Below are 25964 nucleotides of genomic sequence, written 5' to 3'. Positions count from 1 at the left end.
ATTAAAAACAAAATAACTGCTTGTCGATGAGTACCAAAACAAAATCACTTACCCCGCTGATGCGCCAGTATCACGATATTAAGGATGAACATGAAGGGGCCATCTTACTTTTTCGGGTTGGTGACTTTTACGAAACGTTTGCTGATGACGCTGAATTGGTCAGTGAAGAGCTGGGTATTACATTAACCAAGCGGAATAATGGAAGCGATCAAACGCCCCTGGCCGGCTTTCCATATCACGCACTTGACACCTATCTGCCCAAGCTGGTAAAGAAAGGATACCGCGTTGCTGTGTGCGAGCAGGTCGAGAATCCCAAGCAAGCCAAAAAAGCGGGTCGTAAAATTGTTTCGCGAGAGGTGACGGAGATTACCACTCCCGGCGTCACCATGTCAGAGAAGTTGTTGGAGCATAAGCGTAATAACTATGCGGCCGCCATTTATTGGGAAGGTAAAAAGGCCGGGATCGGTTTTGCGGATGTGTCGACGGGAGAATTTGCGCTCAGTGAAGTGCCAAAAGAACAGCTGGGAGATCTGTTACAGTCGATAACCCCGGCCGAACTGCTACTGCCACAGAATCTCAAAAACAATGTGCCGGAATACCTGTTGGATTATAATATGACCTTTATTGAGGATTGGGTCTATGAAGGTGATTACGGGTACAATTTATTGACTGAACATTTTGAGACGCATTCTCTTAAGGGATTCGGTGTTGAAGATCAGGAGGTAGCCCATGTTGCCGCCGGGGCGTTGATGCATTATATACAGGAGACCCAAAAAGCATCGCTGGGACATATCAAGCGCCTGCACAAGTTCGAGAATAATGAATATATGGCCCTTGATGGCTCTACTAAACGGAACCTGGAGCTGATTACCTCTATCCAGGATGATGGCAATGAAGGGACTTTGATCTCCATTTTGGATGAAACCAATACGGCCATGGGGGGACGAATGCTGCGTAAGTGGATTATGCGTCCGCTCAAACGGATGGAGCCTATTCGGGAGCGTCTCAATGCCGTAGAGGCATTAAATGTAAACCATGAAGTGCGGGATAAGCTTCGCGGGGAGCTGGATCAAGTAGGAGATTTAGAGCGTCTTATATCACGAATATGTGTGGGGCGTGCCAACCCTCGTGATCTGGTAAGTCTGAAAGAATCGCTGGCCCAAGTGCCACGTATTAAGATGCAGTTCAATCAGCTTGAAGAGTCACTGCTGGTAGATATTTTAGAGCGTTTGAAGCTTTTGATTGAGGTGCAGGAGAAGATCGAAAACGCTATTGCTGAAGAGCCTCCCACCAGTGTGCGGGATGGTGATATTTTTAAGGATGGATACAACGAGGAGCTCGATGAGCTGCGCAATGTAGCTCGTAATGGGAAAGATTTTATTGCGGATACTCGGGACGAGCTGGCAGCGGAGACCGGTATCGATTCATTAAAGATTGGGTATAACAAGGTATATGGTTATTACATAGAAGTGACCAACACACACACCGATAAGGTGCCAGAACACTTTATTCGAAAGCAAACCCTGGTGAATTCCGAGCGGTATATTACGCCCGAGCTCAAAGAAGTGGAGGAGAAAATCCTGTCTTCCGAAGAGCAAAGTAAATCGCTTGAATATGATCTGTTTGAAGAGCTTCGTATTGAAATTGCGGGCTATGCCGAGGAAGTTCAGCAGGTTGCCGAAGCACTGGCCGAACTGGATTGCCTGCAGAGTTTTGCTGAGATCTCGTATCATAATAACTATTGCAAGCCGGCCATTGCCGATGACCAAAAGATTGATATCACAAAGGGGCGCCATCCGGTGGTGGAGAAAACACTTCCCCCGGGCGATCCTTTTATCCCCAATGATATCCACCTGGAAAATGAGGATGAGCAGATTCTAATTATTACTGGTCCCAATATGGCCGGTAAAAGTATTATCCTGCGACAAACGGGTCTGATTGTTTTACTGGCACAAATCGGTTGTTTTGTGCCGGCTGACGAAGCACATATCGGGCTGGTTGATAAAATATTTACTCGCGTAGGGGCTTCCGATAACCTTGCTGCCGGAGAAAGTACCTTTTTGGTTGAGATGAATGAGGCCGCTAATATTCTTAATAATGCGACACGGAACTCCCTGATTTTGTTAGATGAGGTAGGCCGTGGGACCAGTACTTTTGACGGTCTCAGCATCGCCTGGTCGCTGGCCGAATATTTGCATAACCAGCCTTCGGTAGCGGCAAAAACGCTCTTTGCTACGCATTACCACGAGCTTAATGAGCTCGAAAATATGTACGATCATATCGTCAATTATAATGTCTCTGTTAAAGAGCACGACGATAAGGTTATTTTCCTGCGCAAGCTTGTGCGTGGCGGAGCCGACCACAGTTATGGGATACAGGTGGCCGATATGGCGGGTTTGCCAACCATCGTCATAGAACGAGCCAAAGAGATCCTGAAGAACTTGGAGAGCCACAGTCTCGACGTTACCGATAGTAATGGAACGCTCGAGGAAGGGGCGAAGAAAAAGAAAGCAGCTGTTAAAAAAGCTGCCCAAGAGCTGGAGAAACAGGAGCAGATCGATCAGATGTCGCTGTTTCAGACGCAGCTTGATCCGCATGTAGAGCAGCTTATCGATAAGATTGAGGCATGTGATCCCAACCGGATGACCCCCATTGAATCGCTAATGCTGGTTTCAGAGCTGAAAAAGTTGGTGGATAAAACTAACTAATCAGAAAAGGTTGGCTGTCACGGTATTCTATCGCCATTTCTAAAAATGAGAAAAATAAGTTTGCAAATATTTGAAAAGTTTCAAATTATAGGGGCAGGTCGTTAATCAGTTCAGAATAAAAAAGCTATCCTTTACTACAATTAATATGTCGGATCATCCCAAACTTACCCAGCAAATAGTCGCAGATTTTGCGGAGGGGTATAGCAATTTTGGGCTTAACCCATTAATGGGACGCATTGTAGGGTTACTTATCATTTCGGAAGACCCTCAGTCGCTGGATGATTTTGTAGAAAAACTAGAGATGAGTAAAGGACCTATCTCACAAATATGCAGACGGCTTAAAGAACGCGGGCTAATTGAGAAGGTGTGGATTCCGGGGGATCGAAAAGATTACTATCAGGCGGCCGATGATATTTTTGGCAAAGCCTATGCAAATCAGATTAACAAGATGCAGAAGAATATTGAGATCGCTGAAAAATACCTGATGCAGGCTCAGTCAATGGATTCTTCAAGTGCAGCATTCATCAAAAAACAGATGAAGATTATGAAATCTTTTTATGAGCTGATGGATGAGTATAACGAAAAGTTCATGGATGCCTGGGAAGAGAAACATAAAGAGATAACGGAATAATTTTTTTTAAAATATAACGTTTGGAACTTTTCAAATATTTAATAAATTAGGATTAATATGGATATAAGGCACAGATATATAGCGCTAATATGTTTTTTGGGGATAGCTTTATTAATTCCTTCCTCTCTTCTTAAGGGCCAGACGGTACAATTTTCTGATCTCGATTATCCCTATACGGTTAAATACCAGCAGCTGAGTTCCGACCTTCGTGTTGCCTATTCGGATATAGGAGAAGGGCCCGCTGTTATTATGATTCATGGCCTTGGCAGTTATATTCCGGCATGGAAAAAGAATATCGAGGTGCTAAAGGAATCACATCGCATTATTGCCGTAGATCTACTTGGCTTTGGGAAAAGTTCAAAAAGTGCAGATCACTATAGCATTCCTTTTTTTGCTGAAACCGTAGCCGAACTTCAGGATTCGCTGGGTATTGCGAAAGCTACCTGGATGGGGCATTCGATGGGGGCACAAATTACACTGCGTGCAGCATTAGAGTACCCGGAAAAGATATCAAGTTTAGTATTGCTGGCACCGGCAGGCTTTGAGAGGTTTACCCAACAAGAAGGGCAAATACTGAGTAGCTTTGTAACTCCATCTTCTATTAAAGCGACGCCGGATTCATTGATTCGCCAAACGTTTAAGACTACATTTTTTGATTTTCCCGCCGAAGCAGAATTTATGATTGAAGATCGTATTACAATTCGACAAGCAGATCATTTTGATGGCTATGCCCGTGCCTATGCCTCTTCGGTGAAAGCGATGCTAGAAGACCCGGTGGCAGAGGAGTTGTCGAAGGTGGAACAGCCTACACTTATAGTTTTTGGCAAGCAGGATATGTTGATACCCAACCGCCAACTGCATCCGGATTTGACAACTCAAAAAGTGGCTCGGTTTGGCCACGAAAAGATACCAAAAAGTAAGCTGAAGATGATACCGGAAGCGGGGCATTTCGTCCACTTTGAGCAAGCGGGTACGGTTAATGAATTAATTTTGAATTTCTTAAATAAATAACAGTGGTAAGTGGTTATGATAGATTTTAAAAATAACGTTGTATTGATAACAGGTGGAGCCGGGGGTATTGGCCAGGAAACGGCTCAGCAGTTTATTGATCGCGGCGCGAAGGTAGAAATTTGGGATATGGCAGAGGAGGCCGCAAAGGAGTTGATGGAGTCATGGAAAACCGAAGGATATGAGGTCCATTTTGAAAAAGTAGATGTCACCAGTTATGATGCCGTTCAGCAGGCGATGTCTGGGCTGCACGAACGTTGGGGTAGGTTGGATGTGCTCGTCAACAATGCCGGTATTACGCGAGATGCCACACTAAAAAAAATGAGTGCTGATGAGTGGCAGCAAGTGATGGATGTTAACTTAAATGGAGTGTTTTACTGTGGTAAAGCGGCAGCTGAGTTGATGCGCGAGCAGGAGTCAGGGGTGATATTAAATGCCAGTTCAGTAGTAGGCTTGTATGGCAACTTTGGACAAAGTAATTATGTGGCAACAAAATCGGGGGTGGTGGGGCTTACCAAGACCTGGGCCCGTGAGTTGGGACGCAAGGGTATTCGTGTCAATGCAGTAGCCCCCGGCTTTATTGAAACACCCATGGTAGATACAGTGCCCGAAAAAGTACTAAATAAATTGAAAGAGCAGACTCCGCTGGGGCGCCTAGGCAAGCCAAAAGACATTGCAGCAGCCTATCTTTTTTTGGCTTCTGATCAGGCAGAATATATAACAGGAACGGTTATTCAGGTGGATGGGGGACTTGTCGTATAATGAGGCATTCAAAAATTGTAGCAAGTGGTTCGTATGCCCCGGACCGGGTTATTAAAAATGAATGGTTTAATGAGCAGTTGGGCGAAGATGTTGATACCTGGCTGCGAGAAAATCTTACTATCCGCGAACGCCGCTGGATGGAAGAAGATCAAACGACCAGTGATTTATGTGTGCAAGCAGGTAATAGTGCGTTGAAGATGGCCAACATGGGGGCAGAAGATATTGATCTGTTGATTATTGCAACGGATACTCCCGATTTTATTTCACCTTCAACAGCTTCGGTGGTACAGCATAAGATGGGGCTTGAAAATGCTACATCGCTGGATACCAATACAGCTTGTGCAGGGTTCCCTACTGCCTTAACAATGGCAAATAGCATGATGTCCACAGATCCCACTTACCAAAAGGTGATGGTGATGGGGGCTTATGGGATGAGCCGTTTTTTAAATCTCGATGACAAGAAAACGGTTACCCTCTTTGCCGATGGCGCCGGAGCGGTTATACTGGAACCGACCGACGAAGAGGGGGTTGGCTTTTTAGCTTCTGACCTGCGTACCAAGCCGGAGTATTATAAGCATATGGGGATATATGGAGGGGGCGCTGCTGCACCGGCGGCGCGCAGTGAAAGGCAGGGAGGCGCACAGTGCCTTCAGTTTGTTGAAAAGTTCCCCAAAGAGATAAACCCACGCATATGGACAGATATGATCCGTAGCCTGGCTGAAAAAGCCAAGTTTGATACCGATGAAATTTCAGGGGCCTATATGACCCAAATAAATATCAACCAAATTTGGGAGACCATGGATAATTTGTCGCTAAAAAGAGCTATTGCTCCTACGATCATGGACCGGTTTGGTTATACCGGATCGGCAGCAATTCCCATGGTTTTTGATTCCGCTCTACGAGACGGTGCGGTGAAGGATGGAGATCTATTGGTATTTGTAGGCTCGGGGGGAGGGCTTCATTTTGGAGCCTGTGCTTACCGATGGTAGTATGATGTTTATATAACACAATGAAGTCGTAATTATAAGGTGGGAAAAAGATATGGATCTAGCATCATCGACAATGGTAACAGCCGGTTGGGTTTTGATTCTCTGCTATGCAGCTATCATACTGTACTTTGTGGTTCGCGGAGCAGGGCAGACCAAGGAGATGGATGATTATGCGCTAGGTAGTGTCATGTTTTCGCCTACGGCTGTTGGGTTGTCATTGGCAGCTTCTATAACGAGTGCGGCTACCTTTATTATTAACCCGGGTTTTGTGGCCCTATATGGATTTAGTGGAGTGATTGCGTTGGGGTTAGCACTGCCGTTGGCAACATTGGGTTCGTTGATCCTTTTTACCAAAGGATTTAGAAACTATGGAACTACCGTGAAAGCTTTGAGTATGGCCGATTGGATCCGTAAAAAATACAAAAGCAGGCGATTCGGTATCTTTTTTGGCTTCCTGTCTTTACTCCTTATCACCTTTATTGTACTTATTTGCGTTGGGCTTACTAAAGTACTTTCCAGTACGCTCAATTTGCCTGAACTCTATGTTCTAACAGCTATTGTTGTTTTCATATTTGGATATATGATGTTCGGTGGGGCTAACTCGATGGTTTATACCAATACCATTCAAGCTATTTTAATGGTGATAGTGGCATTTGTATTACTGGGATCGGGCTATGAGCATTTTAGCAACGGGGTGACAGGCTTTTTGGATACCCTTAATGCTATAGATCCCAAATTAACACAGATTACCAACGAGAGCAGTTTCTTGTTTCGGGGTTATTTCGAAATTTTTATTGCTCCATTTATCGTAGGGATTGCGATCGTATGTCAGCCGCATATTCTTACAAAATCGTTGTTATTGAAACGAGAAGAAGATGTGAATCGATATCTATTAGTCGGTATATCGGCTCAATTTCTATTTTTCTTGGTTGTTATTGCGGGATTATATGCACGAATAAGTTTTTCGGATCTCACCATTAATGGTGAACCTCTGGCTATGGATGGAATTGTATCGGCCTATGTGGTGAAAGAGTTTACCGTGGCTGTGGCACTTCTCATTGTAATGGGATTAATTTCGGCAGGTATTTCAACACTTGAGAGTTTAATACAGTCTCTGTCTACTTCTATTACCAACGATATTATACAACCGTTGACAAACGATTCATTTTTTGAAAACGACCTGTTGGGTTTGCCCGCCAAACTAGTGTACAATCGACTGGTTATTGTACTGATGGGAGCGGTAACGATATTTCTTTCCTGGCAGCAGTTGGTCAATCCAAAGCTGAGTGTTGGTATCTTTGCTCAAAATGGAGTGTATGCATATTTCTCAGCGGCTTTCGTGCCTATTCTTTTGGGTACGTTCTTCAAGGAGGTACCCAAGCTTGCACCTATTGCAGCATCCGTTACGGCGGTGATAGTACATTTCACCGTTTATTATGCGCAGTTAGGTGTTCCATTTTTTAAAGCAGATGGAGAAAATCCAGGTGTCGCCGCTTCACTGGCAATTATCAGTGCGGTAATTGTTGGATTTTCAATTTATGCAGCTAAAAGTAAGAGTATTCAATTGCGAAGTGCGAAAACAGAACCAACAGCATTGAAATAATATGAATTATAACAACTGGCTTACGAAAAGGGATCGCCACAGCCCGCATAAAGAAGCGGTCATCGACAGTACTACGGGCAACCGTTATACGTATCGTGATCTCAATGAATTGGCAACTCAGCTGGCAGGTTACCTGCAGCATAGGGAGGGGTTAGAAGCGGGTAATAGGGTGGCGGTTGTATCCCCAAATAGTATATCGTACCTGGTGTTGTTTTTTGCCTGTGCCAAAATTGGAGCCGTTTTGGTACCATTGAACTATCGCTTGCCCAAGGCAGGGTTGAAGGAGCAGGTGTCAGATTGTGATCCCCATCTGTTGGTGAGTGCTGAAGAATTTTCAGAAGTAGTGACCGATATTGCAGAGTGCAATAGCTGTTCTTATCAAATGCTGGATGAGGGGGAGCGTGCTGTTGCAGCCGTTATGCAAACAGAACAGCCCGAGGTACTCCCTTACGAGAGCTCCGCCAACGATATTGCAATGATTTTGTATACCTCGGGAACAACGGGAAAAGCCAAGGGGGCGATGATATCATGGCAGCAGATTCATTGGAATTCGCTCAATACTGAAATCAGTTTAGGACTTACTGGGGATGATTCTTCTTTTGTCAATACGCCCTTCTATCATACCGGTGGCTGGCATGTACTTCTCACGCCTTTGATACATCATGGAGGCAAGCTGATACTACAGCCCAAATTTGATGCTGCAGAGTGTAATCGGCTGGTAGATCAAGAAGAGATCAGCATCTTGTTTGGTATTCCTACGATGCTTCGAATGATGATGGAGGAAGATAACTTTGAAGAAACTGATTTTAGCAGTGTTAGGTTTGCAATCTGTGGCGGCGAATCGTGTCCCATTCCTATCATTAAGGGGTATCAGGAAAAAGGGGTGCCTATAAGGCAAGGCTATGGATTAACCGAAGCAGGTCCCAATTGTTATTCACTGCCTGCAGAAGATGCAATCCGAAAAAAAGGATCGGTAGGGTTCCCCAATTTTCATATCGGGGTTAAAATTGTAGATGAACAAAATAAAGAGCTTCCGCAGGGCGAAGTGGGAGAGCTTCTGATGAAAGGGCCCCATGTTTTTAAGGGCTATTGGAACAATCCTGATGCAACAGAACAAGCCTTCGATGATGGTTGGGTCCATACCGGCGATCTGTTTCGATGTGACGATGAAGGGTACTACTACATGGTAGGACGTAAAAAAGAGATGTATATCAGCGGAGGTGAAAATGTGTATCCGGTGCAGGTCGAAAAGGTAATATATCAACATGAGGCGGTAGCACAAGTGGCTGTAATCGGGGTGCCCGACGATCAGTGGGGAGAAACCGGTTGTGCCTACATTGTCTTGCATAAGGAGGCAAGTTTATCAAAAGAAGAGCTGTTGGAGTATTGCCGGGATTACCTGGCCGGATACCAGTTGCCTAAGCATGTGATACTTAGAGAAGAGTTACCTGTTGGGGATTCAAATAAAATTCAGAAAAAGGATCTGGAAGAAGAATTTAACAACCGCCATCATGGATAAAATAAGGCATCTTGATGGTATAGAAGTTCAGCATGTTGATACCAGTCGGCTACGCATGCACCTGTTAACGGCCGGGAAAGAAGAAAATCCGACTATGCTTTTTCTTCACGGAAATACCAGTTGTTCCACTATCTGGGAAGGGTTTATGCTGGAGATGTCTGAAAACTACTATTGTGTAGCCCCCGACCTGAGGGGATTTGGGAAAACTGAAGATAAGCTAATTGATGCTACTGAAGGAACACAGGATTGGATAGATGATTTAGGTGCTCTAATTGCAGCTATGGAGCTAGGTCCCTTTCACCTGATAGGTCATTCACTTGGCGGTTTTATATGCTGGAGAATGATAGCAGAGTTTGCTGGCCAAATACGTACAGCAACATTAATGGCGCCGGGTCCGCCCATGGGATTTGGAGGTATTCATGGTGCCAAAGGAATTGCAAATAACGAGGACTTTTCTGGTTCAGGCGGGGGTATTGTAGTATCCGAGTTTGTGGAGCGTATTGAGGAGCAAGACCGTTCGGAATCTGACACGATGTTTTCACCCCGGAACACAATGAACCGGCTTTTTTGGAAAAATGGGTTCCGGGCAATGCGCGAGGAGGATATTTTGTCAGCTATGTTCCAGATACATACAGGTCCACAACAGTATCCGGGAGATTACAAGAAGTCTGATTATTGGCCGGGGGTAGCCCCCGGAAGTTATGGCCCGGTGAATGCGCTTTCACCAAAGTATAATATAGCATTGCTATCGCAATTTGTTGAGGCCAGCCCGAAGCCCCCTCTGCTCTGGATCCATGGGACAGATGATCGAATTATTGCTGAACAGTCTTATTCAGATCCGGGGTACCAGGGAAGGTTGAAGCTACGGGAAGGTTGGCCGGGTCAAGATCGCTATCCGCCCCAACCGATGATTTCTCAAATTGAGTATGCCCTGGAGAAATATAAAGGAGAAGGGGGCGAAGTAGCTGTACGATATATCGATGATTGTGGGCATACTCCCTTCATCGAAAAACCCCAAAAGGTATTTAGCGCCATGTTAAGGCATATAGAAGGCGGTAATAAAAAAATAAAGTAATTAGTGTTTGAAATTTTCCAAAACTTTGATAAACATGAAAAGTGTTATAAAGGTAAACGGCAACATAAACTGTAAATGGGGATTATTATGAAAAAACTAGCAACTATTACATTGTTGTGTGCCTTGATGGGCATAGCATCAAGTGGATGGGCTCAAAATGGTGGTGCCATAAAGGGTACGGTTACAGATCAGGAATCGGGAAAGGTAATGCCCGGAGTAAATGTATCGTTAGTTGGTACGACCAGAGGAGCCGCAACAGATGGTTCAGGCGTGTACGAAATTACCAATGTAGCAGAAGGGCAATATCGCATAAAAGCAACGTATTTAGGCTTTGCTACTTTTGAAAGTGAGCCTGTTTCTGTTGTGGCAGGTAAAACCACAACGGTCGATATTCAGCTTGAGAAGACCGTTTGGTCTGGGGATGAAGTAGTGGTGTCTGGATCTAAGCAGCCAGAAAAGCTATTAGAGTCGCCAACTACTATAGAACGTATTTCCAGTGAAGAGCTTGCAACTTCAGGTGGAAATACGTTTATGTCTTCCATAGCGAACTTAAAGGGGATTAATTTCTCAAATGCCGGGGTGAATACACAGCTGGTTTCTGCCCGTGGTTTTAACAGTAGTTTTAATACGCGCATGTTATTTTTAATTGACGGACGTATAGCTACCCTTGGAGGTACAGGTTTGCCGCAGGGTAACTTTTTACCTTCCAGCAAGATTGATTTAAAAAGTATCGAGGTTGTATTGGGGCCTGCTGCTGCATTGTACGGACCTAATGCAGGATCAGGTGTTATTAATGTTACAACCAAAGATCCGTGGGATCAGTCGGGAGTAACGGTTGCCGCCAAAGCAGGTAATCAAAAGCTTCGAGATATCACTTATCGCGTAGCCGGTACCGTAAATAATAGTTTTGGATGGAAGGTTACCGGACAGTATATGAAAGCCGTTGATTTTAAGCCAAAACGTGAAGACAGCTTGCACTTTTACCAGACGGCCGGTACTAAGCCAACGTCGGCTAATACAGTGTTTGAGTCGGATGTAGTAGAAAATTATGATGTAGGAGCTACCAAAATTAATGGGTCCTTATATTATAAAATGGGTGATTGGAAAGTTTCCGGTACTTATGGATGGTCATCAACAGATCAGTTTTCTCTTACTTCAAATGGCCGAAACCGAATCAAAGATTGGGAGGTAGACTATCAGACATTGCAAGTAAGTGGCAGCCATTGGTATGCGCAGTTTAGCCGAACAGGAAATAAGGCCGGCAGTTATCAGCTTAACCAGGTGGTACCAGCAGTACAGGCAGCGGTAAATGCCGGGGCATCACTGGATCAGGTAGATATTGAGAGTATTCGCGAAAGTGTCTCCTTTATTGATGATACCCAAATTTATGATTCAGAACTCCAGTATAACAATACCTTCGGAGCTCTCTCATTGGTTACCGGTGTGCAATACCGAAAGTTTATGCCAGAATCCAAGGGTACCTATCTACAAGATGGTTCCGGACAAGATATTAGTCGTGAGTTAATGGGCGGCTATCTTCAGGTTGACTATGATGTAATCCCTGATCAGTTGCAGTTAGTTGCTGCGGCTCGGTTGGATGGAAACAGTGATTATGATATGCAGTTTAGTCCCAAGGGATCTTTAGTTTTTACAGCTGCACCTGGACATAATATCCGGGCTACCTATAACCGGGCATATACTACTCCTACAATATTACAAAGCCATGCTTATATACCGGTTCCGGATCTTTTTGCTCCAAATTATGATTTCCTGATCAAAGGAAATAATGAGGGATATACAATAAAAGATGCCGGCGGAAATGTTGTTAACACCATTGACCCCACAAATCCGGAAGAGGTTAATTCAGTGGAACTTGGATACAAAGGGATTTTTGGTGAAAAACTTTTTGTAGATGTAGTAGGATATATCTCTTGGTATAAAAACTTCATTGGGACAGATGTTGTAGCAGATGGGGCCAATACCATAGCATATCAAAATGGAAGTCCGGTTATGGTTCAAGGAAGTAATTTTACGGCTTTACAAACGTATATCAACTTTGGTGAAGCAACAGTGCAAGGTTTTGATATAGGCTTAAACTACTATTTTAATGATAACTACAGCATTTCAGCTAGCATGTCTACTATTAAGCTTACTGATTTTACCAATGAAACTACTGATGCTACGTTGCCATTGAATACACCACCATTAAAAGTAAAAGGGGGAATAACGGCAAAGAATATCTTTGACAGTTCGTCTTTACAGGCTCCGTTTTTCAAAATAAAAGGCCGCTGGCAAGACAGCTACCAGTACAATTCAGGATACTGGAATACGAATGTACTGTTAGATGATGACGGAGATCTGACTGATAAAGAAGAGCTGCCTGCAAAGTTTCAATTGGATCTGTCTACCGGCTTTGATATTGCTGATACCGGACTTTCTGTTCAGGGGAGTGTAAATAATGTATTTGATAATGAAAAGGTAGATCTTCTTGGAGCTGCTCCTCAGGGCCGTACGTATTGGCTTTCAGTCAAGTATAACTTTGATGGTCTCAGACTTTAAGCGATCTAATAACTGCTTTTCTCACCAACAAAAAGCCCTTCCGGTTTAGGAAAGGGCTTTTGTTGTTTAATGTGGTAGTGAAATATACCTATTAAAGCTCTTGAATTTTTCTGGTAAAGAATTCAGGGTGGCGGCTTCCAAAGCCTCTGGGAATATCAAAATCTGCGATATGGTTTCTGATCTTAGAAATTCTCTTTTGCAAAGAGGTACCTTGCCACTTAACAAGTCCGATACCGCGTTCAAAATCACCTTGTCGCTTATAAATACGTGTTAGTAAGTCAAGTGCTGCGGTAGCATCATATCCCGCGCGATAGGTATAGACGAGTCCCCAGTAGTCTGCTTCATGTTCATATTTATTGAGTCGATCTTTGACCGTATATTCATAAACCTGATTTGCCCATTCGGTAAGCTCGGCTTCTGTTTTGATATATTTTTCGTTCCGTTCTTTGTCTATCTCTTGATTTAACTCCTCGAATGCCTCATCAGCCTTGATTTTTGTTTCTCGTTTTTTGCTTTCTTTAACCCCATGATTGAAAACGATATGAGCCAATTCGTGAGCAACGAAAAACGCAAATTCTGCTTCGTTTTTCATTAGCTTAAGGGCACCTTTAGAAACAAAGATAATGCCATTGGGTGAGGCATAACCAGTTACATCCTCAGAGTCGAGAATATAAACTTGAACCGAAGTCTCGTATCGATGAGAGTTTTCAGCAATAATCAGTGCAATATGAGTTAAGTACTGTTGCAGATCGTCATTTTTTATTAGTCCTTGTTGCGCAATTACATTTGCGATTCCCCATCCTGCTTTTTCCCTCAGGGGATTAAACTTTGGAGCTTTATTGGGATCAATAGAAAATCGTGATTGGGCTTTAGCCCAGCTCCAATTGTGCAACCGTTGTTCTCTAAATTGCTTATAATCAGATGCATTGACCAGACCATCAAAGTTTTGAAGGAGATTTTCTTCCTGAGAGGAACCCTTTTGAGATGTGAAATCTTTTGCAAATCCTTTTACGGCAGCAGCAACTTGGGCACGCGAGGCATAGGGATCATCGGCAGTATCAGCTTTATCTCCCCCGGATAGTTCATCAAAAGCATTTTGGGCGTTTGATTGTAGATCATCGTCCGGTTTAGATTCTTTATTTTGTTCTTGGTGATGGACAGAACGTTCAGGTATCCACCCTGTTTGTTCTTGGGCTTTAACTTTGATCCACTGTTGTTGTTGGTCCAGCTGGTCTACTTCTGCTCCCGGTTTTAGTCGCAATAATAGTTTATAGTACGAGCCTGGGCCGTTACGCATATCAACACTGTTTTTAATGCTGATCGTATCCAGTATGAGTGTTGCAACTAGTGCTAGGAACAAAGAAATGATGAACTTACGAACCATAGTGATCTCTTTATTTTGTTTTAAGATGGAAGACCCCATCCCAGTCTTTGGCGGGTGGATTGTTTTTGAATTTCTGACATCTCTCAATATACAGTTGTGAGGGGCCGTCGTCAGGTAATAGTTCTGTTACATCTTGAAAGGTACTGATAGCATCATCCCAATTTCGTTGATAGTAACTATCGAGGCCTTTCTGGTAAATTTGTGCTGCTTTTTCGAGTTTTTTAAAATCTTTTGAAGATTCCTTGTCAGCCATTAACTCGTACACCTTTACGGGTTTGGTTTTACCCTTAACAACAAGCATATCGAGCTGGCGGCATAAAAATTTGTCTTTTACTTGACGGTAGGTGTGTTCGGAGATCATGGCGCGACTTCCGTAATTTTTATTAGCCGCTTCCATGCGGGCAGCAAGATTTACCGTATCGCCGAGCACAGTATAATTGAATCTATTATAGGATCCGATATTCCCAACAATCATCTCCCCGCTTGCAATACCAAAACGAGCATGGGTATCGGTATTTTGGGGAGTCATTTGATTTACTTTTTCAAGCATCTGTATGGTACTGCGACAAGCAAGTTCCGCATGATTCTTTTGGCTGATAGGAGCACCCCAAAAAGCCATGACAGCATCCCCGATATACTTATCAACGGTGCCTGAGTGTTCAAAAATGATATTCGTCATTGCCCCCAGGTATTCATTGAGGAATGATACAAGCTCTTCGGGTGGTTTGGATTCTGAAATGGTGGTAAAACCGGCCAGATCTGAAAACATAACAGTCAGGTACTTCTTTTCACCTCCCAACTTTAGCAGGTTGGGTTGGGCAATCAGTTGTTTTACAAATTCTGGCTGTACATACTGACCAAAGGCCGATCTGATCTTTTTCTTCTGTTTTTCTTCGGCGAAGTATTTATATGCTGCTGAACCACTATAAGCAATAACCCCCATCACAAAAAACATACCCGTGGGAAACCAAATTCTGTTGTAGCTAAAAAGTGCGAGCCCGGTAAACAAAATTATCAACAAGAAACTAACTATTACTGCCGCGCCATTCGTAGGCCGGGTATAGGCGATGGCAAAAGGAATTCCTGAACAAAGTAGCAGTAGAAAAGTAACTTTTAGCCAGAATGGGAGTTCAGTAATAAAGTTATCCCCAATAAGGTTATTCAAAATTGTAGCCTGAATTTCCATTCCTGGAAAGGGCTCGAGCGAACTCATCGGTGTGCTTTTTATGTCTCCGAGGCCGGCTGCAGAAGCTCCAATAATTACGATCTTGTCTTTGAATGTGGATGGGGGTATTGATACCGTGGCCGTGGAGTCACGCATTTTCTTAATGGCACTTTGAACGATGGCATGAAAAGAGTAATAGGGAAATGTCCCCTTCTGTACGCCCCCCTTTTGGTACCAGTTGATAAGGTAGTCGCCATTTTCTTGGAGCGGAATATTTGTATTTCCAACTTGCAATCCTTTGTCGGTCCATGCCAGTTTGTGCTCCTCATTTTGTAGCTCCAGGTAGGCGGCCATCGATAGAGTGGGTACAAATCCTTTGTGAGCCAAACTGTCAAAAAGGTGGACCGATCGGATGAGGCCATCTTCGTCGCCAGACATGACTGTATTTCCCAGCCCTTGTGCAACGTTGCCAAACTTGTTTATCGGACGAGAGGTGAGTAGATGTGGTTGATGATAGGGGGCTTCATGAGCTATTTGATGGTGTTTCAGCGATGGGTAGCGGGTTACGGCTGTCGCCACAGAATCTTGGATTGCCGTAGATTTGAAAGCAAGAATACTGTTGTTGGCCCTTTTGAGTGATTGCATAAATCGTTTATCACTGAGTGTGCCCGAAATGTTACGACGATCAAAGTCCGGGGTGTCAAAAAGGATGTCATAGACAATAAGGTCAGCCCCCGACTTCTTGAGATAGTCGGTTGTTATTTGATAGAACTCCCGCGGCCAGGGCCAATACATACCATTTTGGTTAAAGTATGAGAGGCTTTTTTCGTCTATGGTAACCAACACTATTTTTTTGTTGGGATCTTCTTGCTGGAGATAGCGAAACTTATAGTCAAGGATTTGTCGGTCTACGGCCTCAAAAATTCCAGTGGAAAGACCAACTGCTCCAAGAAGAAAAAACCCTAAAGCAAGTAGTGCCAGATGTATTTTTTTTGAAAAGTTGAGAATGTGTACCCCAATTGATTATACAGTAATAAAACTCGCTTGATTGAAAACCATTTGTAATTTGAAGTAATATGATTGAAAAAGCAACATCCTTTTAAAAGAGCGTGTGTCGGCACCGTGTTAACCTCGCCAAGAGCAATTCCAGATACAGTCACAGGGATCATATTTTAATTTAAATCGATCTGTGAGAATGATCATCCTAACACCTATCTTTAGTGCTGTAAACAAAAAAAGAGCATTACGTACTTTTGAAGACATCTGCCAAATATATTGCCGATCGCATTCGCCTGATGATTGCAACCAAACAGTTTCGCGTGGGGGAGACCCTGCCGTCTACCCGTCAGTTGGGGCAACAGCTTGAATCCAGTTTTCATACCGTTCGCAAGGCGTACCACATATTAGCTGACGAAGGTCTAATTCGTGGCGAACGGGGAAAGGGTTTTATCGTTGAGCGCCAAAATACGAACCTGGATAAAGCTGATCGGCTCGAAGTGGGAGCCGAAAAAATGCGTAAATTACTAGAGGAACTGATTGGTTATGGCCTGGATGAGACAGAGATCGATGAACTATTCCAGGAACAGCTGAGCTTTATGGACTGGCCCGACCGTATTGAGAGTTGTGCCAGTATCGGGGAAACCAAAGAGCTGGGCCGTATGGTAGCGGATGCGATCAAAGATGAGGTCGGGGTTCGGAGTCGTATCCTCAATGCCAACCAGTATAATGAGACCGTGAAATATGACGCACTTTTTGTGCCTATACAGCTGGTGAATAAATTCCGCGACTTTTCTGAGAAAGGGCGGTTGTTGCCTATCGTATATGGTATTGATCCGGATACCCTGTTGTCGCTGGTAGACCGTGCGGCTATTGATACCATTGGGCTTGTGACTGCCGAAGATCAGACCATCCCCAAAATTATTGATGAGCTGAAAGTAAGCATTAATTTCAGTGGATCTTTTGTGGCAGGAGCTACCTATGGGGAGTCGTTGCCTCTTTTTGTTAGAGAAACAGACTTGATTTTATACACCTCCGAAAGTGCGAAGCTTGTAGAGAAGAAAATCCCTGAACGACGTCGCATCCTATTGAAGTATCGCATTTCTGACCAGAGTGCCAAGACGATCCGTGCCGAACTTTGGGATCAATGATTAATTAGAAATAAAAAATCAGGAATTAAAATTAAGAGGGCTTTGACTTTTGATGGTCATCATTCATTTTCCAGTAACCAGTAACCAGTAACCAGTNACCAGTAACCAGTAACCAGTAACCAGTAACCAGTAACCAGTTGTCAGATAAGAAACTAAAAAAATTATTAGAAAGGGCCCTTGAGGCGATTAATGCCGAGATTGAAACCGTTCGGGAACGGCCGGCCCAAGATGTGCTCTTTGATGGCAGGCGCCTGGAAGATCATCCTCCCAACACCTTCTACTATGAATTTGAATCTCGCAATAAATCGCTTCGATTTGCTGAAGTTATACAGGGAGAGTTAGAAGATCACGAGGATGAGCTGGAGTTGTATCCTGTGGAAGTGGGCGATAAGAAGGTGGTGCTGCATTTTCCGCAAAACTACGGTTCGGTAGTTCCCAAGGTAAGTGTAGAGTGGGAGAACGATTTTGTGCTTCGTAAACTTCGCAGCGAGCTGGAGCGGCTGCTTAGTGATGATAAGGAAGAAGAGCGTCAACGGGTAGGAAGTTTGTTTTATCCCGATGCCGATGCACACCATACGGATGATGAAAGTACACGCGTTCTGGATGATAGTCGCCGAAACGATTCGCAACACGAGTCGCTCATTAAGTCACTGCAAAATGAAGTGCTCTATGTATGGGGTCCGCCGGGAACGGGGAAAACCTCAACACTGGGATTTATGATTGCAAACTACCTTATAAAAGGGAAGCGAGTGCTCTTTGCGGCGAACACCAACCGTGCTGTTGATGTCGGGTTGTTAAGTGCTTTAAAAGCACTGACCTCGGTAGAAAAAGATCACCTGCAGGAGGAGGTGACCCGGTTTGGGGAGATGGCCTTGGACAGTGAACGATTGGAGTCGGTACTTTTTGAGCAGCACATTGAGAAGAAAAAGCAGGAACAGCAGCAGAAGGCGGCAACCTTAGATAACCTGCTCGGGAAATACCAGAAGCTGCAAAAGGAGATCGATAACCTGATGGAGCATGGCGAAGAGGTGCCCCAAGAGCTTGATGAGGAGATTGAAAGGTTGGGAGACCGCGTTGATAAGCACGGGGGTGAAGTAGCGCTTGAAGAGAAGATCGATAGCTTGATTACCGTAAATGAGCGGTTTGAGCTGAAGAAAAAACAGCTGGTGGCCACAACCTTGGCTAAGGTCTGTACCTCCGATCTGTTTGACGGTCAACATTTTGATGCGGTGGTAATTGATGAGGCTTCAATGGCAAATTTACCTTACCTGATGGTGCTTGCTGCAAAGGCTAAGAAGCATATTGTTGTGGTTGGAGATCCCATGCAGCTGCCGCCTATAGCACTGACTGATGATAAAGATGCCCGGAATTTTCTGGAAGAAGATATTTTTACGTTTGCCTCTGATGCAGATACTACCGAAGACCTGTTTGCATGGCACGATAAAAACCGTCCCCTGACAACGTTTTATGATACCCAGTATCGTTTGAATGAAGACTTGGCAGAAGTGCTTAGTACCGTTTTTTATGAGGGGCGACTGAAAACAGCCCAGCCGGAAGAAGAGCTTGACCCGATGATTACGCCCCAGGAAAGCAGTAATACAACAGTAAATGTGATCGACAGCCAGAAGTATGGCCCAAGGCTTACCCAAAAAGAGGAGGGAAAGGGATTTCAGCCGGTAAATGAGGTGCACAACCATATTATCATAAAAATGGTAAAGCGATTGGTGCTGAGAAACCAGGTGCCGGTTGAGGAAGTGGGTATTATTGTGCCTTTCCGAAGTACGGTATATGATATTCGGAATTCACTCTATGAAAACGACCTGGGGGTTGTAGAAGTAGGAACCATTCATACGTTCCAGGGACGCGAAAAAGATGTGATTATTTTTGATACGGTGATGAGCGGGGAGCAGCAGTATGGTCGTCGCCGTCATTATTCGGTACGTCCGTTTGATGAAGAAAAGAATGGATTGGCGGTCCCCCGGTTATTGAATGTTGCTTTTTCGCGCAGTAAAGAACGTCTGGTAATTTTGGCAGATATGAGTCATATCAATAAGATCTATGCCAATAAATTTTTGGGACGATTGCTGCATCGCTTTCAACAGCAAGAAAGTGGTTAATTAAAGTCTCCTTCTTCGTATCGGCGCGCGTAGCGTTCTTCATTCACTCGTTTGAGCCCTTCCAATTTGGAAGGATTCAGGGCACCAAGAATCATTTCTCTTTTGCCCAGTGCGCCTTGGGTTTTGGCAATGTTCCATCCGGCCCAAGCCATAGCTCCTTGCACTTTTGAGGCAGCACAGTAGGTCGAGAGGATAACCTCATCTTTACTGATTTCGCGAATCTTTTTAAAAACCTGTCCGGTCCATAGGTCGGGATTGGTATCCGGAGAAAAAGCATCATGGAAAATATATTCAGCACCAATGGGGGTATCCGGGAAATCAGAAAACATCCCGTTAAAAAGGTGAGCCGTGATATTATCCAGGGGAGAAAACCGGTTCATCCCTTTATCAAGGTTACCAAAAATATTAAGTATTTTTTTGCCCACTTGGGGATTCTCAAGGTGCTTGTGGTAATTGAGGCTTTTGGCTGTTTCGGCCTTGAGCGGAAATCCTTCAATGGAGTAATAGTTGATCTGGCTGGTTGATTCTGCAGATAAATAGTAATCCAGCAAGAGCATGAGGTTCAAGCCGGTACCAAAGCCGATCTCAAGAATTGTGATCTCATCATTGCCCTTCAGAGCATCAAGCAATCCCGGTTGTTGGAAAAAGACGTACCGGCTTTCGGCAACTGCACCATTAGGGTTATGATAATGTTGGTCAAATTGAGAAGAGTAAACAGTATGTGAGCCGTCACGAGTAACAACAAGCTCATTTTCGTCCTCAGGAGTATTTTCGTTCATTACTTTTTATAAATATCAATATTCACATTCCCATATCCGCAACTTGCGACCACCTCAGTACCTCCGCCATTGATAGTGCCGGTGATGTTACCGTTGTTTTTAGTGCCGTCGAAGTTGAATAGTTCTGCCATATTTATGGCTGAACCCGAAATATCGAGGTTTGCTTTGATATTTTCAGCTAATAAAAGAGAAATATTACCTGCAGAGCTTTGCAATTTAATGGGACCATTGGCCTTTTTTATAGATGCCGTAATATTACCCCCGGACGTTTTAGCATTTGCTTCACCATCTAGATGTTGAATTTCTATATGTCCACCGCCTGTTTCGGCTTTCAATTTCCCCTTAATATGGGCTGTCTTAATATGCCCACCACCGGTAGTAAGCTGCATAGTACCTGATAAGTGTTCACCCGTGATATGGCCCCCTCCGGTTTTTGCTTCGAAGCTTCCGTCAATATGGTTGAGTTCTATATGTCCACCGTTGGTCGTAAACTGTTGATCGCCTTTTAGATCATTAGCCTTTATATGGCCCCCGGAAGTTTGCGCCTTGATATGCGTATTCTCAGGTATAGAGATTGTGGCTTCAAGGTTTAATTTATTGGTCAGATTGGAATTTTCGGTGGTCGTTCTAAAATAGGCATCACGGGCGGTTAGCTTATTTTGGATCACGAGGCTCCGGGATAATGCTGCAGGATCTTCGAGGGCACCCGTTGCTTGCAGGTTTATTTTGCCTGTACTTTTTTGAGTCCCTACAATATTGATATTTCCAAAAGCGAGGTTCAGGTCCAAAGATTTTAGCTTTGAAACTGGAAACGTTTTTTCAAAGGCATAGACGCCGGGTTTAACTTCTGTCCATGTCGTTTCATCAATGTCGTAATCCTTATTTATATAAACTTTTTTGTCTTGTAGTTTAATATTAAAATCAGCTTTTTCTACTTTGCGGAGCTCTTTTTTAAGCTTCTCCAGACTTGCCTGCACATCCTTCTCACTTAACTGTTGATTAATTATTTTGTCAATGTTTTTGAGATCAATCTTCAGATGGTCAAGTTTTTCTAACTTTTTGAGTTCTTTTAGTTTATCATGATTTTTAAGGTCATTCAGGTCAATAACGAAGGAGCCGGGTAGGTCATCGGGCTGTTTGGTCTTTGGCAATGTGGTGGGCTGGGCCTCATGCAGGCCGCTTGATTTTGGAGCATCAGATGAGCTGGAGTTATCGGCCAGATAAATGCCGATCACTACAAATGCTAAACCGGCTACTACTATTTCCCAAGTTATATTTCGTCTGTTCATGATCTGGTTTTCAGTGATATTAATACCTACCTAACGTATACAATGAATCTATACGCAATGATTTATAAGATGTTACAGAAATAGACCTATAGACTTATAATATAATTCGTATAATTCACACCCTTATTACAAAGTAAGAAAAATATAATATCCAGATATGGAATTCAGTAAGTTTAAAAAGCAGGCAGAAGCACATCAGGGTGAGATGGTTGACATCCGTCGTCACCTGCATCGTAATCCGGAGTTAAGTTACCAAGAGCATGAAACAACTTCGTTTATTGTGGAAAAGTTGAAAGAGCTCGATATCACGGTTGATCAACCGCTGAGTACGGGCTGTGTGGGTGTGCTTGAGGGAGGTAAAGACTCTGATAAGGTTATCGCTTTGCGGGCTGATATCGATGCTTTGCCTATAACCGAGGAGGGGAAGCACAAAGAAGAATTTCTGTCAGATAATCCCGGGATAGCCCATTGTTGCGGGCATGATGCCCACACGGCCAATATGTTGGGAGCAGTGCGCCTGCTTTCCGAAGTAAGAGATCAAATTGAAGGTATCGTTTTATTTATTTTTCAGCCCGGAGAAGAGAAATTGCCCGGAGGCGGACGCTTGTTATGCGAAACCGGTTACTTACAGGAAAAGGGGGTTGATGTTATTTATGGACTGCATTCCTACCCTGGGCTGGAGCCCGGACAGATTGCTATCCGGAAAGGTGCACTAATGGCGCGGCCGGATGAGTTTGCTATTGAACTTATTGGCAAGGGCGGTCATGCAGCATCCCCTCACGAGGCTGTTGATCCTATTGTGATGGCGTCTCAGGTTATTAGCCAGATTCAAACAATAGTCAGCCGTAGTGTTAATCCCACTGAACCGGCCGTAGTAACGGTCGGGAAGATAAATGGTGGATCAGCCCATAACGTGATACCTGCCAAGGTTGAGATGTTGGGGACGGTACGTACTTTTGCAAAAGAAACCGCAGATATGATTAGAGATCGTATCGAAGCTATTACAAAAGGGGTGGCTGAGGCTTCTGGCGGTGCTTATACTTTTGATTTTGATTACGGATATCCCGCCGTTATAAATACTGAATGGGCAGCAGAAAATGTCATGGATACTGCAGATGAGTTGCTCGGTAAGCAGAATGTAAAACTGCTGGATGAACCGATTATGGCTGGCGAAGATTTTGCCTTTTATCAGCAGGAGTTCCCGGGCGCATTTTTCTTTTTAGGAAGTGGTAGAGAAGAAACCGGGTCGACCTATTCTTGGCATCATCCCCAGTATAATATTGATGAAGATTGCTTTGCAACGGGTGCTGCACTAATGGCTTCGCTTGTATTTCAGCCCATTCCTGAATAGAAGTCGTGGAAAAGGGAACGCATGAAAAGAGGCAGATGATTATCAAAGGAATAAAAATGATATGAGCTATAATAATTCTTTTTGGGAGCAGGGTTCTTTTTTAGACCCATATGATCTTATTATTGTTGGTGCGGGCATTGTAGGATTATCATCAGCATTGTTCTACAAACGAGCCCATCCGGCTGCCCGGGTTATGGTGTTAGAGCGTGGCTTTTTACCGAAAGGAGCCAGTACCCGTAATGCCGGTTTTGCTTGTGTGGGATCTATAGGTGAACACCAGGCAGATATCAAAAAAGAGTCTGAGGATATTGTAAAAGAACGCATCGTTCGACGATATAGGGGACTCGAACGTTTGAAAGAGGTGCTGGGCGAGGAGGCTATCGGTTATCGGCACTGCGGGGGATATGAGTTTTTTACCTCTGAAGAGGCCTTTAAAGAGGTGTCCTCAGAAGTTGGCCGATTTAACAAATGGATGGAAGAGCTTATTGGAGAAGAACAGGTTTATAGCCTGGATAGAAAGGAAGGGTATCCCGTAATTTGTAATCGGTTGGAAGGAGCCCTCCATCCCGGTAAGATGATGCAGTATTTGGCTCAAAAAGTTGCTGCTACCGGTATCGATATAAAGTGGAATACCGAGGTGGAACAGACAACGGAAGATGGAACGGTACATGTTGCAGGTGGACCAACTTTAAAAGCTAAGCAGATATTGCATGCGGCCAACGGCTTTGTAGCTCGGCTGGTCCCGTCCCTTACTGTTAGCCCGGCTCGCGGGTTGGTGTTCGTTACCAATGAACAGAAAGAGCTCCCGTGGAAAGGAATTTTTCATCATGACCGGGGCTATATCTATTTCCGGAATGTAGGACAACGGCTTCTTATTGGGGGTGCTCGTAATGTGGATAAAAAACAGGAAGAGACGGATCAATTTGGGGCGAATTCTAAAATAAAGAACCACTTAGTGGATTTTGTAGATGAGGAATTACGCCTGCAAGAAGGTTGGACCATTCAGCATCAGTGGTCAGGTATTATGGGATTTACAACTACAAAGTCACCCATTGTAGAACAGGTAGATCAATATCGTTATGTGGCGGCCGGTCTCAGCGGTATGGGTATTGCTATCGGAATGGATGTGGCAGAACAAGCAGTGGAAATGTTATAACAAGTATTCTTAAAAAAAGAAATAGATTATGATCAGTAGAAAAAATTTTTTAAAAATGACGGCTCTGGGTGGTTTGGCTCCTTTTCAGAACTGGACTTCTTCCCCTTCATCGTCTCTATCATTTTCCGGACAAGTTAAAAAGCCGGTGGTTATCTCTACCTGGAATCACGGTATTGCAGCGAATGAGGCCGCTTGGGAAGTACTCGCTGAGGGTGGCTCTGCTCTAGATGCGGTAGAAGCCGGCGTACGAGTAACGGAGGCCGATCCTGAAGTGCGGACGGTAGGATATGGCGGGCGCCCGGACCGGGATGGCTATGTGACCCTTGATGCCTGTATTATGGATGAGCAGCAACAGGGTGGTTCGGTGGGAGCCTTGCAGCATATTATGCACCCTATATCGGTAGCCCGTAAGGTGAAAGAAGATTCACCCCATGTAATGTTGGTGGGAGACGGGGCCCTGGACTTTGCATTGGATCAAGGGTTTGAAAAGAAAAACTTGCTCACAGATCAATCGAAAAAGGATTGGGAGCAATGGAAAAAGGATGCTGAATATAAGCCTGAGGTAAATATCGAGAACCATGACACTATTGGGTTGCTGGCTCTGGATAGCAATGGAAATTTGTCGGGAGCTTGTACGACCAGTGGAATGGCCTGGAAAATGCACGGGCGTATTGGTGATTCGCCTTTAATAGGTAGTGGGCTGTTTGTAGATAATGAGGTGGGAGCTGCATCTGGGACCGGAGTAGGGGAAGAGATTATTCGCGTGTGTGGAAGCCATCTTGTAGTTGAAAATATGCGGCGCGGTGATAGCCCGGAACAGGCCTGCAAAAATACTGTTGAACGAATCGTAGCGAATAAAGACTCCCTTGAAAATATCCAGGTTGGATTTATTGCAATTAATAAGCAGGGCCAGGTGGGCGGATACAGTATTCAGCAAGGCTTCAATTATGCGGTACACGATGAGACGGATAACCAGCTTATTGATTCAAAACACTTAATTTAGGAAGCCTTAAAGGGCTGGGCTAATGAAAGGAATCCCTAAGCCCAGTCCACGCAGTATAAGGATGATACCAACGACTGCGATAAAATAAGGGGAGAGGTTTTTTAGTTTTTGGCGGAGGTTGGTTGAAACAAGTCCTCCGGTCAAACTGATACCCAGCATGGCGGGTACGGTCCCAAATCCAAAACCTGCCATAAACAAGCTGCTGCTGTAGATGCTTCCAAACGTAATAGCCGTGGCCAATCCCATATATACAAAACCACAGGGCAGCAGCCCGTTTAGTAATCCAATAGTGTAAAGCGAGCTCAGTCCTCCATTATTAAATAAGCGTTTAAACTGATGGGTCATTTTACTGATAAATCGGCTGGGCAGTGCTTCCATACGCTGGAGTAGGCGTTGTACCTTATTCCAGGCGAGAGCTAGCAACATGAGTGCTCCAATGGTGATGGATAGGCCTTGTTGGTATCCACCAATGGCAATGATACGACTAAAAAAGCCCGCAATTGAGCCCAAAATAATATAGGTGGTGATTCGTCCAGCATTGTAAATAATGCGTGAAAAAATATAGTGGACTTGTTCTTTTGACTTGCGAGGTAAGGCCAGTGCAATGGGCCCACACATGCCAATACAGTGAAAGCTTCCTAAAAATCCGAATGTTAAGCCTGCTATAATCCACTCCATCTATTATTATGTAAGCTTGGAATATTTGAAAGTATTTTAAA

Annotated in this window: 19 protein-coding genes; 14 read left to right on the top strand and 5 right to left on the bottom strand. The window is 44.2% G+C overall.

Annotation, left to right across the window (positions count from 1 at the left end; translation table 11 throughout):
- The first annotated feature begins 26 nt into the window (after positions 1–26).
- From mutS to G3569_RS14340, 9 genes are all read left to right on the top strand, one after another.
- Positions 27–2708 carry a DNA mismatch repair protein MutS gene (mutS, locus tag G3569_RS14380; RefSeq protein WP_240894731.1) on the top strand — a complete coding sequence of 894 codons (2682 nt, stop codon included), beginning with the start codon at positions 27–29 and terminating at the stop codon, positions 2706–2708.
- Between the two features lie 145 nt (positions 2709–2853).
- Positions 2854–3339 carry a GbsR/MarR family transcriptional regulator gene (locus G3569_RS14375; RefSeq protein ID WP_165270402.1) on the top strand — a complete coding sequence of 162 codons (486 nt, stop codon included), beginning with the start codon at positions 2854–2856 and terminating at the stop codon, positions 3337–3339.
- A gap of 57 nt (positions 3340–3396) precedes the next feature.
- Positions 3397–4350, top strand: a complete 954-nt coding sequence (locus tag G3569_RS14370; RefSeq protein WP_165270400.1) for an alpha/beta fold hydrolase — start codon at positions 3397–3399, stop codon at positions 4348–4350.
- Positions 4351–4365: 15 nt separating this feature from the next.
- Positions 4366–5109: a 3-oxoacyl-ACP reductase FabG gene (fabG, locus tag G3569_RS14365; RefSeq protein WP_165270398.1), complete on the top strand. Its 744-nt coding sequence runs from the start codon at positions 4366–4368 to the stop codon at positions 5107–5109.
- Positions 5109–6098: a 3-oxoacyl-ACP synthase III family protein gene (locus G3569_RS14360; RefSeq protein WP_165270396.1), complete on the top strand. Its 990-nt coding sequence runs from the start codon at positions 5109–5111 to the stop codon at positions 6096–6098. The genes fabG and G3569_RS14360 overlap by 1 nt, the downstream gene beginning before the upstream one ends.
- A 52-nt stretch (positions 6099–6150) precedes the next feature.
- Positions 6151–7701 carry a sodium/pantothenate symporter gene (locus G3569_RS14355; RefSeq protein WP_165270394.1) on the top strand — a complete coding sequence of 517 codons (1551 nt, stop codon included), beginning with the start codon at positions 6151–6153 and terminating at the stop codon, positions 7699–7701.
- 1 nt (position 7702) lies between these two features.
- Entirely contained in the window at positions 7703–9220 is a 1518-nt protein-coding gene (locus G3569_RS14350) for a class I adenylate-forming enzyme family protein (RefSeq protein WP_165270392.1), read from the top strand.
- Positions 9213–10295 (top strand): alpha/beta hydrolase, encoded by a 1083-nt coding sequence (locus tag G3569_RS14345; RefSeq protein ID WP_165270390.1) that lies wholly within the window; start codon positions 9213–9215, stop codon positions 10293–10295. The genes G3569_RS14350 and G3569_RS14345 overlap by 8 nt, the downstream gene beginning before the upstream one ends.
- 87 nt (positions 10296–10382) lie before the next feature.
- On the top strand, positions 10383–12854 hold the full coding sequence (locus G3569_RS14340; protein ID WP_165270388.1) for a TonB-dependent receptor: 2472 nt from the start codon (positions 10383–10385) through the stop codon (positions 12852–12854).
- A gap of 91 nt (positions 12855–12945) precedes the next feature.
- Here G3569_RS14340 and G3569_RS14335 read toward each other — a convergent pair whose 3' ends face one another.
- Both G3569_RS14335 and G3569_RS14330 read right to left on the bottom strand, forming a co-directional pair.
- A complete protein-coding gene (locus G3569_RS14335; protein WP_205720222.1) occupies positions 12946–14238 on the bottom strand; it encodes a M48 family metalloprotease in 1293 nt (430 codons plus the stop codon).
- A 10-nt stretch (positions 14239–14248) separates the two neighbouring features.
- Positions 14249–16384, bottom strand: a complete 2136-nt coding sequence (locus tag G3569_RS14330) for a CHASE2 domain-containing protein (protein WP_240894733.1) — start codon at positions 16382–16384, stop codon at positions 14249–14251.
- Positions 16385–16656: 272 nt separating this feature from the next.
- Here G3569_RS14330 and G3569_RS14325 point away from each other — a divergent pair, with 272 nt between their 5' ends.
- Both G3569_RS14325 and G3569_RS14320 read left to right on the top strand, forming a co-directional pair.
- On the top strand, positions 16657–17550 hold the full coding sequence (locus G3569_RS14325; RefSeq protein WP_165270379.1) for a GntR family transcriptional regulator: 894 nt from the start codon (positions 16657–16659) through the stop codon (positions 17548–17550).
- Between the two features lie 137 nt (positions 17551–17687).
- Positions 17688–19667: a DEAD/DEAH box helicase gene (locus tag G3569_RS14320; protein WP_165270377.1), complete on the top strand. Its 1980-nt coding sequence runs from the start codon at positions 17688–17690 to the stop codon at positions 19665–19667.
- Here G3569_RS14320 and mnmC2 read toward each other — a convergent pair.
- Entirely contained in the window at positions 19664–20446 is a 783-nt protein-coding gene (gene mnmC2, locus G3569_RS14315; protein WP_165270375.1) for a tRNA (5-methylaminomethyl-2-thiouridine)(34)-methyltransferase MnmC2, read from the bottom strand. The two genes, G3569_RS14320 and mnmC2, sit on opposite strands and share 4 nt — an antisense overlap.
- Positions 20446–21735, bottom strand: a complete 1290-nt coding sequence (locus tag G3569_RS14310; RefSeq protein ID WP_165270373.1) for a DUF4097 family beta strand repeat-containing protein — start codon at positions 21733–21735, stop codon at positions 20446–20448. Before G3569_RS14310 ends, mnmC2 begins: the two co-directional genes overlap by 1 nt.
- A gap of 157 nt (positions 21736–21892) precedes the next feature.
- On the opposite strand from G3569_RS14310, the gene G3569_RS14305 reads away from it, so the two are divergent.
- The 3 genes from G3569_RS14305 to G3569_RS14295 all read left to right on the top strand — a co-directional run bounded on the left by G3569_RS14305 (position 21893) and on the right by G3569_RS14295 (position 25245).
- Entirely contained in the window at positions 21893–23086 is a 1194-nt protein-coding gene (locus G3569_RS14305) for a M20 metallopeptidase family protein (protein ID WP_165270371.1), read from the top strand.
- Between the two features lie 61 nt (positions 23087–23147).
- The gene (locus G3569_RS14300) at positions 23148–24242 is read left to right on the top strand and encodes an NAD(P)/FAD-dependent oxidoreductase (protein WP_165270369.1); all 1095 of its coding nucleotides are present in this window, start codon (positions 23148–23150) and stop codon (positions 24240–24242) included.
- A gap of 28 nt (positions 24243–24270) precedes the next feature.
- Positions 24271–25245: an isoaspartyl peptidase/L-asparaginase family protein gene (locus tag G3569_RS14295; RefSeq protein ID WP_205720220.1), complete on the top strand. Its 975-nt coding sequence runs from the start codon at positions 24271–24273 to the stop codon at positions 25243–25245.
- Positions 25246–25251: 6 nt separating this feature from the next.
- Here G3569_RS14295 and G3569_RS14290 read toward each other — a convergent pair whose 3' ends face one another.
- A complete protein-coding gene (locus G3569_RS14290; protein WP_165270367.1) occupies positions 25252–25923 on the bottom strand; it encodes a sulfite exporter TauE/SafE family protein in 672 nt (223 codons plus the stop codon).
- Positions 25924–25964: the final 41 nt, after the last annotated feature.

Origin of the sequence: Fodinibius halophilus (genome assembly GCF_011059105.1) — a bacterium.
Taxonomy (GTDB): domain Bacteria; phylum Bacteroidota; class Rhodothermia; order Balneolales; family Balneolaceae; genus Fodinibius; species Fodinibius halophilus.
The sequence above is the reverse complement of the archived record's forward strand: the minus strand, read 5'-3'. Positions and strand labels throughout refer to the sequence as shown.